We start from the raw sequence: 14607 nt of genomic DNA, 5'->3' as shown, positions 1-14607 counted from the left end.
GTTTCACCGCTGCGAACCACAAGGGATGGGTGGGGTCCGGTCTGGCGGGTTCAGGAAAAGCCATGCTGGTCAGCTGCCCTTACGCTGCCTACGCTACCCTATGCTCAAGCCGGTAGCGGGGAGATGAAATGGGGACGCTAGCTGGAAAGGTCGCCCTTGTGATCGGCGGGACGCGCGGGATCGGCGCGGCTATCAGTCGAAGAATGGCATCAGACGGCGCCTCAGTCGCGATTATCTATCTGAGCCGTTCGGCCGAGGCGGAGAGCTTTGGAAGCGAACTGAGCGGTCAAGGGGCGGCCGTTTGCATGATCCAAGCCGATGTCGGCGACCCAGGCGCCCTTACCGACGCGATCGACAAAGCGGTATTGCACTTTGGCCGTCTCGACGTGCTGGTGAATGTCGCTGGCATGGCAATCGTCAGCCCGCTCGACGCATATGCCGATGACGCCTTCGATCGCATCTTCGCGCTCAACGTCAGAGCGCCATTCCTTGCGGCACAAAAGGCGTCCGGCGTGATGGAAGCAGGCGGACGCATCATAACGATCGGCAGCATCGTAGCGGACCGCATGCCCGCCAACGGGGGAACGCTCTACGCCGCCAGCAAGGCGGCGCTTGGAGGTATGACACGTGGTTTGGCGAGGGATTTGGGCGAGCGAGGCATCACGGCCAACCTCGTGCAGCCGGGGCCGATCGATACGGAGCGCAATCCGGCTGACGGTCCTAACGCCGCCGCCAATCGAACCCCGTTGGCCATTCCCCGGCACGGCACGGCAAACGAAGTTGCGAGTCTCGTTGCCTATCTCGCATCCCCGGACGCCGGCTTCGTCACCGGCGCCACATATAATATCGATGGCGGGTGGAGCGCGTAACCGAACGACCCCTGTGAGAGCTCCCGATTGCGCGCCGGGAACGGCAACAATGGAGCGGTTTCAGCCCGACGGCTAAGAGATTTCCCCAAATCGGTTCTATTGGGCCGGGCAAGGTGAAAATCGGTTGGACCGGTTGTTATGCGGACAATCATACACGAGGTTAACGAGCATAGGCGACGCTGGAAGGCCGAGATTGGCTTGAGGTATTCGGGCGAGTGGACACGGGCTTTAAGCGTTTCTCAATTTGGCGAAGGCACTCCCGGTCCGTCAGTGTATGAGCCCCGACATGAAGCGCATCTTTCTTCTGGCAATTTTGGCGATCACCGCATGCAATGGCGATTGGCGATCCAAGGCGATCGATGATTCAGAGGCGCTTGTTCGCCAGCAGGTCAAGGAACCGTCGCTCAAATTCGCCAACGTGCAATTCGTCGGCGACAGGAGCACAGGCCAGACCTGCGGCTATTATGAGTGGCAGAACCCGGGCATCGGCACGGTCAAAGTCCGCTTTATCTCGTTCATCGACGGCGCCGGCGGCCAGAATCCCAATATCGACGACCCATCCGCGCCTTACCCAAAGATCAAAAGCGATTTTCGAATTGAACTGGCGCACGCAATGCCTCGAGTTAGGTTATCATGAGTGACCTAACCACTATTTCCCCAGCCCGCTTCCCTCGATGCGCGGGACGTTCGCGATGAATGGTAGCCGGCTGCGGGCTCGACAGCTGCCGGCCATGCCACGCGGCGTCAGTTTTTCGCGATTCTTGCCGCGATGTTCCCCGCGACCATCATCGGGGCGCCGTTGAGACAGCACCGAATTGGCCCTTTTTTGGGCCCCGCGAGCCGGCAGGCCATTTGCGAGGCGAATGATGCGTATATTGCTAACCGTTTATCTGATCGCCACCGGAGGCCTTGCCTTCATCGCGATGGCATTTCCCATCGTCGTTCTGATCGGGATGTTTCTCATCATCCCTGGCTTGATCCTCATTTTCGCTCCTACCGCGTTCTTATGGGGATGCATCTACGCTGCAGCATTCTCGGTTATGCAGCTGATGCTGCGCCCCAAGTGGGCCGGCCTTGCTGCTGTCTTGCTCACGGCACTCGCGCTCTGGCAAATTCCGCAGCCGTCTACTCTCCGCGCCAACGAAGCGTTGTTGCGCTATCAACTCGCTGACGTAACACCACGGGCACCAATTCAGCCGTATGGTGATATCCGTGTCGATACGAGATCGCCGGATTGGGACGACTCAAATCCTGAGAAGACCGTCGAGCGCGCCTATGCGTGCGATAACCGCTGCCTCGCACTGCTTTTCGAGCCGGGCGTGCGAAGTGTCACCGTAACGCGCGCGGATGCGCCAAGCTTCGACGACATACGCGATGGGCGGACACGGATCGACCAATCTGCGCGTACCTATCGCTTGCTCCCGCAGGCGCGGTGCGGCGATCGCGCCTTGAATCCCACTCTATCGAGCCGAACCGGTGTCTTCGACGGTTCGCCGGAAGACAAGCAAGCGACGGCGGCAGAATGGAGACGCAGGCTCACCTCGGACGTCTGTCTCGTCAGGGACGCGCCGATCGATCGTTTCGATTTGCTGATACGCAGCGGAGAATGGCGATTGGACAAGATCGGCGTTCCGTCGCGCTCTCCCTGGGCGAGGCCCGCTCCGGAACCGAGGGCGGGTTACAGCGAAATTCGAGGAAGTGGAGGCAAGATTCTGTTCCGGAGGTTCAGGCTAGCAGTCCGGGCCTTGTCCGTGCCCTTTTCGATTGGTCCTGTGAGCCCCCTTGATAGCCTGCGGTTTGGCTGGTCAACTCAGTTATTGCCTCCGGGGACTTCGACCGACTGGCAAGACCTGGTTGGGGAGGCTGACGCTGCTCTGGCCGTCGGGCACGAACGTGCTCCGGCATCTGCCCGAGGCACACCGTGAGGCTATTCCCGCAGCCCTCGATATCCCGCCGCGCTCGAACGCCGAAATTTCGCTGCTCGTAGGAAATCCCGCGCGATAGTGGAGAGACTAAACAGATGGCGGCATTGGAGCGACTCAACCGATGCCCGAGTCGACCGCGTTTGGGGCCGCAACGGCCCAGGCGGTGCTGGCGGACGCATTCACCCGGCCGAAGCGCTTGAAATGGGTGGGAAGCCGAAGGGCAGATTCTACCCAGGCTTTGCGTTGAAGCAGGCGGTCCGGCCCTATTTCTGAAAGAAAGTCAGCTCATAGTCGATCGCTTCAAGGCCCGGTTCGTCGTTGAACGTCACATTGAAACGGCGGCCGGGAAATTCCGCATGCAGCTTTAAATTATAAATGCTCTTCAGCGTGCGGCCCAAATAGCGAAGCTGTTCGTCACTGGAACATATGACATTCGGGTGGATATCCGCGATGTGAACGTGATTCATCACTGCTTCTACGGCGGCCCTGTTTCCTTTAGTCATTTTCTCAAAGCCACGCAGAGAGCTTTCCTCGAAGTCGGCGCGCAAGATGTAGGTTTCAAACTCGGTGAAATTTGGCCAGAATATTAGGCTATAACCGACAGCCAGTTCATAATTTCCGACGCAGCTGATCCAATCATCGGGGGCGATCCCTCGTCCTTCGTTCCAATCTGACAGCTCAGGAATGAGCGCAGCGAAGTTAGTCGTCTCTGCCATGATCAAAGGATGCGCGAGGACGTGAATGTCCGCAAGCGGCTCGATGCGAGCGGCGTTCGTTCGTTAACATTCGGGGCGGGTACGGCCGGGCCGATGATGGTGGCCGATTCTGCCCGAGTGAACGACCTGGCGTGGGTGGATTGCAGAAGGACGGCTTTGCGGTCGAGTAGATAGGTAGCTGCCGCTATTTTAGGTTTGCGAACGCAGAAAGAAACGCCTCTCGTTCTGCCAATTTCCTTAAGCGACGTCGCCGCAAAAGAAGCCCGCCCACGCCGAAAGGGACGCACCATAAAAGCGCGAAACCAAGATATGAGAGCATGACGACGGCTCTAGCCGGGTAACGGGCCAGTTCGACAGCATATACAATAGCCATCGCTGCTGAGATGGATATCCACAGCCCAAAGCACACCCGCTCGTGGAGGGTGGATGGAATCGATTGGCTGGACGGGTAATCGCGCATTATCGGAACATATAGTCTCGGGGCGACGGTAGCTACTGGGTGGACTCCGGTCGGGCAGCTTTCGGTCCACATACTGAGATCGCTGCCGAGACCCCTTATAAGTACAAACCGAGGAAGGACGCGCCTGGCACCGGATTGAACGAGATCGGCTCGGCCGCGACGAAACCGAGAGTTTCATATAGCTTGCGGGCGGGGACGAACTTCGCCTGCACATCGAGCCGCATTTCCCTGTAGCCCACTGCGCGAGCTTCTTCGATCAGGCGTTCAGCAAGAGCGCGACCGAGATGGCGACCCTGAGCCTGAGGCCGGACATACAGTCGTTTCATTTCGCATATCTCGGGCGTGACTTGGCGCATCGCCACGCAGCCCTCGATTTCGCTCTGCCGATCAGCAAGCAGCACGCACCCCTTCGGCGATGAATACTTGCCTGGCAGGTTGGCGAACTCGGCATCGTTGTTCTGGTAATCGAGATTCACCGGAGAGTTGGCGATGAACTCGCGCCAGATGTCCAGTACCGCCGCCTTGTCATCGGGGAAGATCGCGTGCCGGATGCTCGTCATAGCGAGATAGGTTACTGAAAATCGTGGCGGCAATTTGGCGTCGTCGCGGCAGTCATGAACGACGTGAAGTGGGGCGATTGTGTTGAAAAACGCCGGCTTGAAGTCGTGCTAATGTCCTGATTCAATGCCCGCGAGCAATCGGAGACGAGCCGATGATGGGCGAGCGAGCGGTGGCACAGGAAGCGCTGTTCTACAGCTTCAGCCTGGAGCGGCATGTGCCGCCGGAGCACCTGCTTCGTTCGATCGACCGGTTCGTAGACCTGTCAGACGTCCGAGAGCAGCTTCGCCCATTTTACAGCGAGACGGGTCGGCCCTCGATCGATCCTGAGCTTATGATCCGGATGCTGGTCATCGGCTATTGCATGGGCATTCGGTCCGAGCGGCGGCCGTGCGAGGAAGTGCATCTCAACCTCGCCTATCGCTGGTTCTGCCGGTTGGGGCTGGAGGGCGATGTGCCCGATCACTCCACCTTCTCCAAGAACCGGCATGGCCGCTTCCGCGATAGCGATCTGCTGCGGCACGTGTTCGAGACGACAGTTGCGCGCTGCATCGCCGAGGGGCTGGTCGGGGGCGAAGGCTTTGCTGTCGATGCCAGTCTGATCCGGGCCGACGTGAACCGACAGCACGCGGTGGATCGGTACGACGATTTGCCGCCACCAGGAAGTGGCGGCCATGCGGTTCGCGAATATCTGGCCGTGCTGGACGACGCGGCGTTCGGTGGTGCGACACCGGTTCCACCCAAGCAACTGGCCGTAGCCGATCCAGCATCACGCTGGACCGCGGCTTCACGCGAACGCGCCTTCTTCGCCTATTCGACCAACTATCTGATCGATCTTCGGCATGCCGTTATCATGGACGTCGAGGCGAGCACGGCGATACGGCAAGCCGAAGTCACCGCCTGCAAACGGATGATCGCACGTGTGCAGGATCGGTTTGGCATCTGGCCCGAAAGACTGGCGGGAGATGCTGGATATGGCTCGGCCGAGATGCTCGCCTGGCTTGTCCATGAGCGTGACATCCAACCGCACATCCCCGTGTTCGATCATTCCGCTCGCCGTGACGGTACCTTCGCGCGCGCCGATTTTACTTACGATCACCAGGACGACAGCTATCTCTGCCCGGGAGGCAGCGCTTACGGCCTCGCAACCGTAATTTCGCGCGCCCGCGAAGTGGTGTCGATCAGGACGGCTTTATTCGCTACCGCGCCCGTCAGCAGGACTGCATCGACTGCTCGCTCCGGCAACGCTGCACGCCCAACATGCCGGCGCGGAAGATCATGCGCTCGATCCATGAAGGTGCCCGCGATCTGGCGCGCGATATCGCCACCACCGATGCCTATCTCACGTCGCGCCGCGAGCGGAAGAAGGTCGAGATGCTGTTCGCGCACCTCAAGCGCATTCTGAAGTTGGATCGCTTGCGCCTGCGTGGACCAAATGGTGCAAAGGACGAGTTCCTCCTCGCTGCCACCGCCCAGAACCTCCGCAAGATGGCCAAGCTCATCCCGATGTCCGCTCAGCCGATGCCGGCGTGATCCGTCGGAGCTCGCTCCTTCAAATCGGCGACACAGTTCAGACGCCTCCTCACTCCGCCTTTTTCCACACAATCGGGGCGTAAGCCGTCGCGCCCGGGCGGGTTCCTGCGCATCATAGCGCAGGGTGGCGGAGAGGGTGGGATTCGAACCCACGGTACCCGTAAAGGCACAACGGTTTTCGAGACCGTCCCAATCGACCACTCTGGCACCTCTCCGCGAGGTCGTCCGCTGGTGGCGCTTGGCGGCGCCGGCGGGGCGATCGAGGGCGGGCCTCTAGCGGCATTGTTTCGACCGCGCAAGCCGCCCATTGCCCCTTCCGCCGGACACACTAGATTAGCGTCATGAGTATCAAGGCCGCCTCGTCCCCCACGCCCCCCGCCGCCATCGCCCCGCCGATCGCCCATGCGCGATTCGCGATCGGCGACGTGGTGCGCCACCGCATGTTCGATTTCCGCGGCGTGGTGTTCGACGTCGATCCGGTCTTCAACAACAGCGACGAATGGTATGAGGCGATCCCGGAGAAGATCCGGCCGCGCAAGGACCAGCCCTTCTACCACCTGCTCGCGGAAAACGCCGAATCGACCTATGTCGCTTATGTCAGCCAGCAGAATCTGGTCCCCGACGACAGCGACGAGCCGATCGACCACCCCGCGATCGCCGGGCTGTTCACCGACTTCGCCGACGGGCGCTACAATCTGCGCCGCGAACACCGGCACTAGGCTCAGCTTTCGTCACCCCGGCCTTGAGCCGGGTCCATCGGGAGGCAAGCGCGGAGCAAGAGGCTCTGGCCGTGGAGCGTGCGGCACAATGGACCGCGGCTCAAGGCCGGGGTGACGGCGGAAGCAGAATCCACCTCACCCGAGATTATCGGATATCGAGTCCCTTGCGAGATTGCCGGCTCCACAAAAAATGCGCTGCCAGCGTATTTTCCAACCCGCCACACCGGTTGACAGAATCACCGCGCTAGCTTAACCGCGCCGCTTCTCCCGACGGGCACGCCCGTTCGGGCAATTGCATTTGGAAAGTGATGAGGGCCATGTTCGCAGTCGTGCGCACGGGCGGCAAGCAATATCGCGTCGCCGCCGGAGACAAGATCGTCGTCGAGAAGATCGAGGGCGATGCCGGATCGACGGTCACGCTCGGCGACGTGCTGCTCGCAGGCGAAGGCGCCGAGCTGAAGCCGACCAGCGGCCTCACCGTCGCCGCGGAGATCGTGGCGCAGGCGAAGGGCGAGAAGGTCATCGTCTTCAAGAAGCGTCGCCGTCACAATTATCGTCGCCGCAACGGCCATCGTCAGCAGCACACGATCCTCAAGATCGTCTCGATCGGCGCCGCCGAGAAGAAGGCTGCGAAGAAGGCCGCCGCGAAGCCCGAGGGCGATGCCGCCCAGGCCGCCGAAGCGTAAGGAGTAGATCGCAATGGCACATAAGAAGGCAGGCGGTTCGTCGCGTAACGGTCGTGATTCGGCCGGTCGTCGCCTCGGCGTGAAGAAGTTCGGCGGGCAGGAAGCCGTCGCCGGCAACATCCTCGTGCGCCAGCGCGGGACCAAATTCTATCCGGGCCGCAACGTGGGCATGGGCAAGGACCATACCCTGTTCGCGCTCGTCGATGGCCGCGTCGTATTCCACGACGGCAAGCTTGGCCGCAAATTCTGCTCGGTCGAGATTATGGCGCAAGCGGCCGAATAACATCGGGTAACCAGCCGGGTTGCCCACCAGGGCGACCCGGGTTCCGCGCATCGGAACCAGCCAGACAAGGGAGACGGGTCCGCCCCGGCTCCCTTTTTTCGTGCTCCCATTCAACCACTTGTGTCGTTTTCCCGTCATCAACACGGGCTAGCGGCGCGAACAGGTGAGGAGAGCGACGATGTTCGCGCGGACGAGTAGATTGACGTTACGGCCGTGGTGGCCGGAGGATGCCGCGACGCTGACGGCGACGATCGCGCATGAGGCGGTCGCCAAGAAGCTGGCGCGGATGCCGTGGCCCTATGCGCTCGACGATGCGGAAGCATTCCTGTCGCTGCCGCGTGGCGCGACCGAGCCGCGCTTCGCGATCCTCGCGCATGACGGCGATTACCCGCGGCTGATCGGCAGTATCGGGCTGCATCGCGGCGAGCAGGTGCACGAACTGGGCTATTGGCTGACGCCGAACGCCTGGGGCCGCGGCTATGCCACCGAGGCGGGACGGATCGTGATCGAGCAGGCGCGCCACGCGCTGCGGCTGAAGCGGATCGAGGCGAGCCACCACCTCGACAATCTCGCCTCGCGCAAGGTGCTGACCAAGCTGGGCTTCCGCGAGGTGCGCCGCGAGCCGCATTATTCGGTCGCGCATCGCGGCAATGTCGATTGCGCGGTGCTGGCGCTCGATCTCGACGACAATGGTGCGGACATGAGGTCGCTGCCGATCGCGGCCTGAACCCGTGTCCCCGCCTGCGCGGGGACACGAAGACCCCGGCGACTCCGCCACCCTCGTTAAACCGCTCCCCCGCCCCGCGGGACCAACTCCACGATTGTATTTCCCCTGCAAAGCGCCGAGAGCCGTCATATGTCCGTCACCCCCCTCCCCGCGCGCAAGCGGCTGAGCCCCGAGGAATCGCGCGAGGCCGCGCTCGAAGCGGCGCGCGATCTGCTCGTCGAGGTCGGCCCGCAGGCGGTGACGCTCAAGGCGGTCGCGGCGCGGATCGGGCGGACCCACGCCAATCTGCTCCACCATTTCGGCTCGGCGGACGGGTTGCGCCAGGCGCTGATCGTCAGGATGGCCGACTTCATCAGCGGCACGATCCGCGAGGCGGTATTGCGCCAGCGCGATACCGATCAGGAGCCGGCCGAGATCGTCGGGCTCGCCTTCGACGCGTTCGACACCGGCGGTGCCGGCGCGCTGGCGAGCTGGATGATCCTGACCGGCAACGAGGACGCGCTCGACCCGATCTTTCAGGCGATCCACGATCTGGTCGACGAGCTTGCCGCCGATCATTCCAAGGACGAGCGCCCGATCGCCGACGAAACCCTGCAACTGGTGCTGATGGCGCTGGGCGACGCGCTGTTCGGCGCGCCGCTTACCCGCGCGCTCGGCCTTCCCCGCGATCGCGCGCGCCACCTTGCGCGCGAGATGCTGCTTCACGACCGGATCAACTGACGTGCATTTTCTCGACCAGGCCAAGATTTTCGTCCGCTCGGGCGCCGGCGGCCCCGGCGCGGTAAGCTTCCGCCGCGAAAAGTTCATCGAATATGGCGGGCCCGACGGCGGCAACGGCGGCAAGGGCGGCGACATCGTGTTCGAGGCGGTCGCCGGGCTCAATACGCTGATCGATTTCCGCTACACCCAGCATTTCCGCGCGCCGCGCGGGCAAGGCGGCTCGGGCTCGAACCGCACCGGCGCGGGCGGCGAGGATCTGGTGATCAAGGTGCCGGTCGGCACGCAAATCCTCGCCGACGACGAGGATCGCACGCTGCTGCTCGATATGGTCGAGGTCGGCCAGCGCGAGATGTTCCTGCGCGGCGGCGACGGCGGGCGCGGCAACGCCAGCTACAAGACCTCGACCAACCGCGCGCCGCGCCAGCACGGCACCGGCTGGCCCTCGTCCGAGGCGTGGGTGTGGCTGCGGCTCAAGCTGCTCGCCGATGCCGGGCTGGTCGGGCTGCCCAATGCGGGCAAATCGACCTTCATCAACGCGGTGACCAACGCGCAGGCCAAGGTCGGCGCCTATGCCTTCACCACCACCCGGCCGCAGCTCGGCGTGGTGCGGCACAAGCAGCGCGAATTCGTCATCGCCGACATTCCGGGGCTGATCGAGGGCGCGGCCGAGGGCGCGGGGATCGGCGATCGCTTCCTCGGGCATATCGAGCGCTGCCGCGTGCTGCTCCACCTGGTCGATGCCAACGATCCCGACGTGGCGAACAGCTATCGCATCGTGCGCGACGAGCTCGAAGCCTATGGCGCGGGGCTCGACGAAAAGCCGGTGGTGGTGGCGCTCAACAAGATCGACACGCTCGACGACGAACTGATCGCCGCGCTCTCCGCCGAGCTGGAGGAAGCGAGCGGCGCGCCGGTGATCCCGATCTCGGGCGCGAGCGGGATCGGCGTCGACTGGGCGCTCGACCGGCTGATCGAGGCGATCGGGCCGGAACACGGCAAGGTCAGCGAGGACGACGAGGGCGAGGATACGCTCGACTGGTCGCCCGTTTAAGGACACCGGGGTGAAAAACTTCCGTTCGCCCTGAGCTTGTCGAAGGGCTGCACTTCCTCTTCCGAAGAAAAGTGCAGGGCTTCGACAGGCTCAGCCCGAACGGGGAGAGGTATCCCCCTTTTGCGCAACGCGCTCAATGCCGCCGGTGCGGCACCTGCACCAGCGGCCCCTTGGCGGCCTTGAACAACTCCCCGAGGAACGCCAGCCGCTGGCGCGACAGTTCCGGATCGGTCGCCTTCGGCCAGGCGCTGAGGATCACCACCACCGTCTTGCTCGCGCGATCGATCGTGATGCTCTGCCCGAACACCCCGACCGCGCCGAATCGGCCCTCGGGATAGGTCCACCATTGATAGCCATAGCCGAACCCCGGCCCGCGCCCGGTATCGGCGTGGGGCTTGCTCGCCTCGGCGAACCATTCGGGGGCGACGATGCCGTGCCCCTCCTCCATCGCCAATTGCCCCATCCGCGCATAATCGCGCAGCGAGACCGAGATGCAGCAGCCGCCGATCTCATGCCCCGCCGGGTCGGTCATCCAGAAAGCGTCGCTGCTCATGCCGTAGCGCTGCCACACCTTCTCGGTGAGATAGTTGGCGAGCGGCTTCTTGATCGCATTGCCGACCAGCACCCCGATCAGATTGGTCTCGCCGGTCTTATAGACCCATTTGCTCCCCGGCGCGGCCTCGCGCGGCAGGGTGCGCATATAAGCGACGGTCGGGTCCACCCCGGCCGGCGCCGGCGTCGAGAACATCCGCACCACATCGGATTTGGGATCGGTATAATCCTCGTTCCACTTGACCCCGGAGGTCATCGTGAGGAGTTGCGCGATCGTCACCCCGTCATAGGCGCTGCCCGCGAGATCGGGGATGTAGCGCGTCACCGGCTCGTCAACCGATTTGATATAGCCGTCGCGGATCGCCGCGCCGACCAAAGTCGAGGTGAAGGATTTGGCGACGGAGAAGCTCGTCCAGCGCCCGTCGCGGTCGAGCCCGCGCGCATAGCGCTCGAGCCGCACCGCGCCCTGCTGGAGCACGATCAGCCCCGCGACATTCTGCGCCTTGATGAAGGCATCGACCGTCGCCGCCGCGATCGGCAACGGCGGCCCCGGCGGCAGCGCGAGCGGCTTCTTCGCCGCGTGCACGACATGGCCGGGGAAGAGTTTTTCCATGTGCGGGAAATTCTGGTCGCGCTGCTCCTGGTTCCAGAACAGCACCTCCGCCGCGGCGCGCTCGACATGCGCGCGATTTTCCGCGGTGAGCGGGACGCCGCCCTCGACTGCCTGCTGCGGCTGATGCTGCTGCGGCGCCGGCAGCGATTGCGCGCCAACAGCACCCGGCGCCGCGCCCGCCAGCAACGTCGCCGCGATCAGACCGGTCCAGCGCATCCCTTTTCCCCCTTCACCAATGTCACTTGTGCGACATCGATTCCGCCCCCGCGGAATCCTCCCTCGCAATACATCAGATAATAGCGCCACAAGTCGACGAAATTCTGGTCAAACCGCGCGGGCAGCCGCGCTTCCGCCACCGCGGCGTCGAAGCGCACGCGCCATTGCCGCAGCGTTTCGGCATAATCGGCGCCGAAGCCGGTGCGATCGCGCCAGTCCAGCCCCTGCGCCTCGGCCAGCGCACGGAACCGGCTTTCGGAGATCAGCAGCCCGCCGGGGAAGATATAGCGCTGGATGAAATCGGTGTTGCGCGCATAGGCATCCCACACATCGTCGGCGATCGCGATCAGCTGGATCGCGGCACGGCCGCCCGGTTTCAGCGCGCGGGCGATCGCGGCGAGATAATCGGGCCAATATTCCTGCCCCACCGCCTCGACCATCTCGATGCTCGCGACGGCATCGTAAGTGCCCGTGACGTCGCGATAATCGACCAGCGACACCTCGACCGGCAAGCCCGCGGTGCGCTGTTCGACCACCGCCTTCTGCTCGGCCGACAGCGTGATCGCGTGGACGCTCGCCCCAGCTTGCGCCGCCGTCAGCGCGAAGCTGCCCCAGCCGCAGCCGATCTCGAGCACGCGGTCGCCAGCGCCGGCACCGGTGCGCGCGAGGATCGCGGCGAGCTTGCGGCGCTGCGCCTGCTCCAGCGTGTCGCCGGGGGCGAAGATCGCGCTCGAATAGGTCAGGGTCGGGTCGAGCCATTCGGCGTAGAAATCGTTGCCGAGGTCGTAATGCGCGGCGATGTTGCGCTTCGCGCCGCGGCGATCGTTGCGGCGCGCGGTGTGGAACAGCCGCGCCGCGATCCGGGCGAGCCCCTTGGCGCGCCCGACATCGCCCAAGGTGGCGCGGTTGCGCATGAACAGATCGAAGATCGGCACCGGATCGGGGCTCGACCAGTCGCCCGCCGCCCAGCCCTCATACCAGCCGATCGATCCGGCGAATGCGAGCCGCCGCAGCGCGCGCCAGCGGTGGATCGCGACGGTCGCCACCGGCGCCCCGCCGCGCCCGCCGAGCAGCCGCCGCGTCCCGTCCGGCAACACGGTGTCGATCGCGCCGATCGCGAGCCCGGCGTCGATCCGATCGAGGATGCGATGATACAAAGGCGCGACGATGCGCGCGATGCGGCCGCCCTCGCGCGGCACTCCGCTCACTCCCAAGCCCTTGTCCACGCTCGCGCCTTTGCACCGGCTGAGGCGTCAGCGGAAGGGAGAAAGCGCGCGCCGTGGTTTCTCCCGCCCCCGGCCCCCTCTTCTCCCCTCCTTGGTGAAGGAAGGGGCTGGGAGATGGGCGGCTATAGGGGTTACCGATGCGCTTCCTCGCAGCCCGACCCACCCCCCGCGCCCTCCCTTGTTCAAGGGAGGGGAGAGAAAACGATCGGCGCCGGGGATATCCGAACCCGATCCTCCCAGCGTCCGCTGGGATGACGGGTTACTTACCGCCTGGTCTTCGGCTTGGCGGCCGGCGCGGCGGGGGCCGCCTGCTTGGCCGGCGTCGAGGTCGCGAGTTGCGCCAGCACGACGCGGTCGGCGGGGGAGAGCCCGCGCATCTGCTCGTTGGCGACCGCGATCGCCTCGCGCTGGAGCGCCGCCACCGCCTCGCCGCGCGCGGTGTTGGCGGCGACGAAGCCCTCGGCATCGATCGGGCGCTTGGTCAGCGCGGCCTGGATATTGCTCTGCGCGGCCTGACCGCGCTCGGCGATCTCGCGCAGCGCGGGGCCGTGCTTCTTCTCGGTATCGATCATCATGTCGATCCCGGCCTGCGACATGCCGCGCGACGCGAGCGCGGCGCGCGTGCGCTGTTCCGCGCTCTGCTGCGGGGCGGCGGTCGCCGCGGGAGCGGCGGGCGCAGCGGCCTGCAACGCGGTGGCGACAATCAGTGCGAACATCTTCGAAGCCCCTCGGCTGTTATTCTACGGTCCAGGTCTGCCCCTTGCCGAGCAGCTTCTGGAGATTGGCGACCTTGCCTTCGCTGGCCCTGGCGTTCTGCGCCACGACCGCGCTTTCGAAGGTCGGCGCCGGATCGTCGAAGATCACACCGAGCGCGACAGGGAAAGCCCCCGTCGGCATCTCGACCAGCATATGCGCCAGACCGCGGTTGGTCTGATCGTGGACGATGACGCTGGCGCCCTGCCAGTCGCCGTCGGTCACCTCGACCACCTTGAGCACCAGCCGGTCGGTATCCATCGCCAGCCCCTTCGTGCCATTGTCGAACAGCAGCGGCTTGCCATGCTCGACCCAGAGCTGGTTCGGCGCGGCATTGGGCTTGGCGGTGAAGGGCGCGAACACATCGTCGTTATAGACGATGCAATTCTGGAAGATCTCGACGAAGCCGGTACCCTTGTGGGCATAGGCCGCCTTGAGCACCGTCGGCAGATTCTTGTGGACGTCGATCCCGCGCCCGACGAAGCGCGCGCCCGATCCGAGCGCGAAGGCGCAGGGGTTGGCCGGGCGATCGACCGAGCCGAACGGGGTCGAGGGCGATTGCGTGCCGACGCGGCTGGTCGGTGAATATTGCCCCTTGGTCAGCCCGTAGATCTCGTTGTTGAACAAAAGCACCTGGCAATCGAGGTTGCGGCGGATGAGGTGCATCGTGTGATTGCCGCCGATCGACAGCGCATCGCCGTCACCGGTGATGATCCACACGTCGAGCTCGGGATTGGCGAGCTTCACCCCCGTCGCAACCGCCGGCGCGCGGCCGTGGATCGTGTGGAACCCGTAGGTTTCCATATAATAAGGAAAGCGCGACGAGCAGCCGATGCCGCTGACGAACACGGTGTTTTCGGGGCGCGCGCCGATTTCGGGCATCGTGCGCTGCACCGCCTTCAGGATCGCATAATCGCCGCAGCCCGGGCACCAGCGGACTTCCTGATCCGACTCCCAATCCTTGGGGGTCGATTTGGCGATGGTGGTCATCTCGTTCATT

At 64.1% G+C, this 14607-nt stretch carries 15 protein-coding genes, 1 tRNA gene and 1 pseudogene; 10 read left to right on the top strand and 7 right to left on the bottom strand.

Features of this window, described 5'->3' with window-relative positions:
* Positions 1-128 precede the first annotated feature (128 nt).
* The 3 genes from NED98_RS20060 (at position 129) to NED98_RS20050 (ending at position 2794) form a co-directional block, all read left to right on the top strand.
* Positions 129-869 (top strand): SDR family NAD(P)-dependent oxidoreductase, encoded by a 741-nt coding sequence (locus tag NED98_RS20060; RefSeq protein ID WP_284699657.1) that lies wholly within the window; start codon positions 129-131, stop codon positions 867-869.
* 286 nt (positions 870-1155) lie between these two features.
* Entirely contained in the window at positions 1156-1506 is a 351-nt protein-coding gene (locus tag NED98_RS20055; protein ID WP_265314185.1) for a hypothetical protein, read from the top strand.
* A 229-nt stretch (positions 1507-1735) separates the two neighbouring features.
* Positions 1736-2794 carry a hypothetical protein gene (locus tag NED98_RS20050; RefSeq protein ID WP_265314184.1) on the top strand — a complete coding sequence of 353 codons (1059 nt, stop codon included), beginning with the start codon at positions 1736-1738 and terminating at the stop codon, positions 2792-2794.
* Between the two features lie 263 nt (positions 2795-3057).
* Here the strand turns inward: NED98_RS20050 and NED98_RS20045 are convergent, their stop codons facing one another.
* Positions 3058-3510, bottom strand: a complete 453-nt coding sequence (locus NED98_RS20045; protein ID WP_265314183.1) for a hypothetical protein — start codon at positions 3508-3510, stop codon at positions 3058-3060.
* Between the two features lie 555 nt (positions 3511-4065).
* A complete protein-coding gene (locus tag NED98_RS20040; protein WP_265314182.1) occupies positions 4066-4530 on the bottom strand; it encodes a GNAT family N-acetyltransferase in 465 nt (154 codons plus the stop codon).
* 152 nt (positions 4531-4682) lie between these two features.
* On the opposite strand from NED98_RS20040, the pseudogene NED98_RS20035 reads away from it, so the two are divergent.
* A pseudogene (locus tag NED98_RS20035) lies at positions 4683-6061 on the top strand (transposase).
* A 125-nt stretch (positions 6062-6186) separates the two neighbouring features.
* On the opposite strand, the gene NED98_RS20030 reads toward NED98_RS20035, so the two are convergent.
* Positions 6187-6276 (bottom strand) — tRNA-Ser (locus NED98_RS20030).
* A 126-nt stretch (positions 6277-6402) separates the two neighbouring features.
* Between NED98_RS20030 and hspQ the strand changes: the two genes are divergently transcribed.
* The 6 genes from hspQ (at position 6403) to obgE (ending at position 10247) form a co-directional block, all read left to right on the top strand.
* Entirely contained in the window at positions 6403-6780 is a 378-nt protein-coding gene (gene hspQ / locus NED98_RS20025) for a heat shock protein HspQ (protein ID WP_179513485.1), read from the top strand.
* Between the two features lie 317 nt (positions 6781-7097).
* Entirely contained in the window at positions 7098-7466 is a 369-nt protein-coding gene (rplU, locus tag NED98_RS20020; RefSeq protein WP_179513484.1) for a 50S ribosomal protein L21, read from the top strand.
* 13 nt (positions 7467-7479) lie between these two features.
* Positions 7480-7749, top strand: coding sequence for a 50S ribosomal protein L27 (rpmA, locus tag NED98_RS20015; RefSeq protein ID WP_179513483.1), 270 nt, complete (start codon positions 7480-7482; stop codon positions 7747-7749).
* A gap of 178 nt (positions 7750-7927) precedes the next feature.
* On the top strand, positions 7928-8476 hold the full coding sequence (locus tag NED98_RS20010; RefSeq protein WP_265269017.1) for a GNAT family N-acetyltransferase: 549 nt from the start codon (positions 7928-7930) through the stop codon (positions 8474-8476).
* 129 nt (positions 8477-8605) lie between these two features.
* Positions 8606-9196, top strand: a complete 591-nt coding sequence (locus tag NED98_RS20005) for a TetR family transcriptional regulator (RefSeq protein ID WP_179513482.1) — start codon at positions 8606-8608, stop codon at positions 9194-9196.
* A gap of 1 nt (position 9197) precedes the next feature.
* On the top strand, positions 9198-10247 hold the full coding sequence (gene obgE, locus NED98_RS20000) for a GTPase ObgE (RefSeq protein ID WP_265314181.1): 1050 nt from the start codon (positions 9198-9200) through the stop codon (positions 10245-10247).
* A 133-nt stretch (positions 10248-10380) separates the two neighbouring features.
* Here obgE and NED98_RS19995 read toward each other — a convergent pair whose 3' ends face one another.
* The 4 genes from NED98_RS19995 to NED98_RS19980 all read right to left on the bottom strand — a co-directional run bounded on the left by NED98_RS19995 (position 10381) and on the right by NED98_RS19980 (position 14606).
* A complete protein-coding gene (locus NED98_RS19995) occupies positions 10381-11628 on the bottom strand; it encodes a serine hydrolase domain-containing protein (protein WP_265314180.1) in 1248 nt (415 codons plus the stop codon).
* Positions 11610-12854, bottom strand: coding sequence for a class I SAM-dependent methyltransferase (locus NED98_RS19990; RefSeq protein ID WP_265314179.1), 1245 nt, complete (start codon positions 12852-12854; stop codon positions 11610-11612). The genes NED98_RS19995 and NED98_RS19990 overlap by 19 nt, the downstream gene beginning before the upstream one ends.
* 263 nt (positions 12855-13117) lie before the next feature.
* Entirely contained in the window at positions 13118-13570 is a 453-nt protein-coding gene (locus NED98_RS19985; protein WP_265314178.1) for a hypothetical protein, read from the bottom strand.
* 19 nt (positions 13571-13589) lie between these two features.
* On the bottom strand, positions 13590-14606 hold the full coding sequence (locus NED98_RS19980; RefSeq protein ID WP_179513478.1) for a 2-oxoacid:ferredoxin oxidoreductase subunit beta: 1017 nt from the start codon (positions 14604-14606) through the stop codon (positions 13590-13592).
* Between the last annotated feature and the right edge of the window lies 1 nt (position 14607).

The sequence above is a fragment of the Sphingomonas lycopersici genome (assembly GCF_026130605.1).
GTDB lineage: Bacteria > Pseudomonadota > Alphaproteobacteria > Sphingomonadales > Sphingomonadaceae > Sphingomonas > Sphingomonas lycopersici.
The sequence above is the reverse complement of the archived record's forward strand: the minus strand, read 5'-3'. Positions and strand labels throughout refer to the sequence as shown.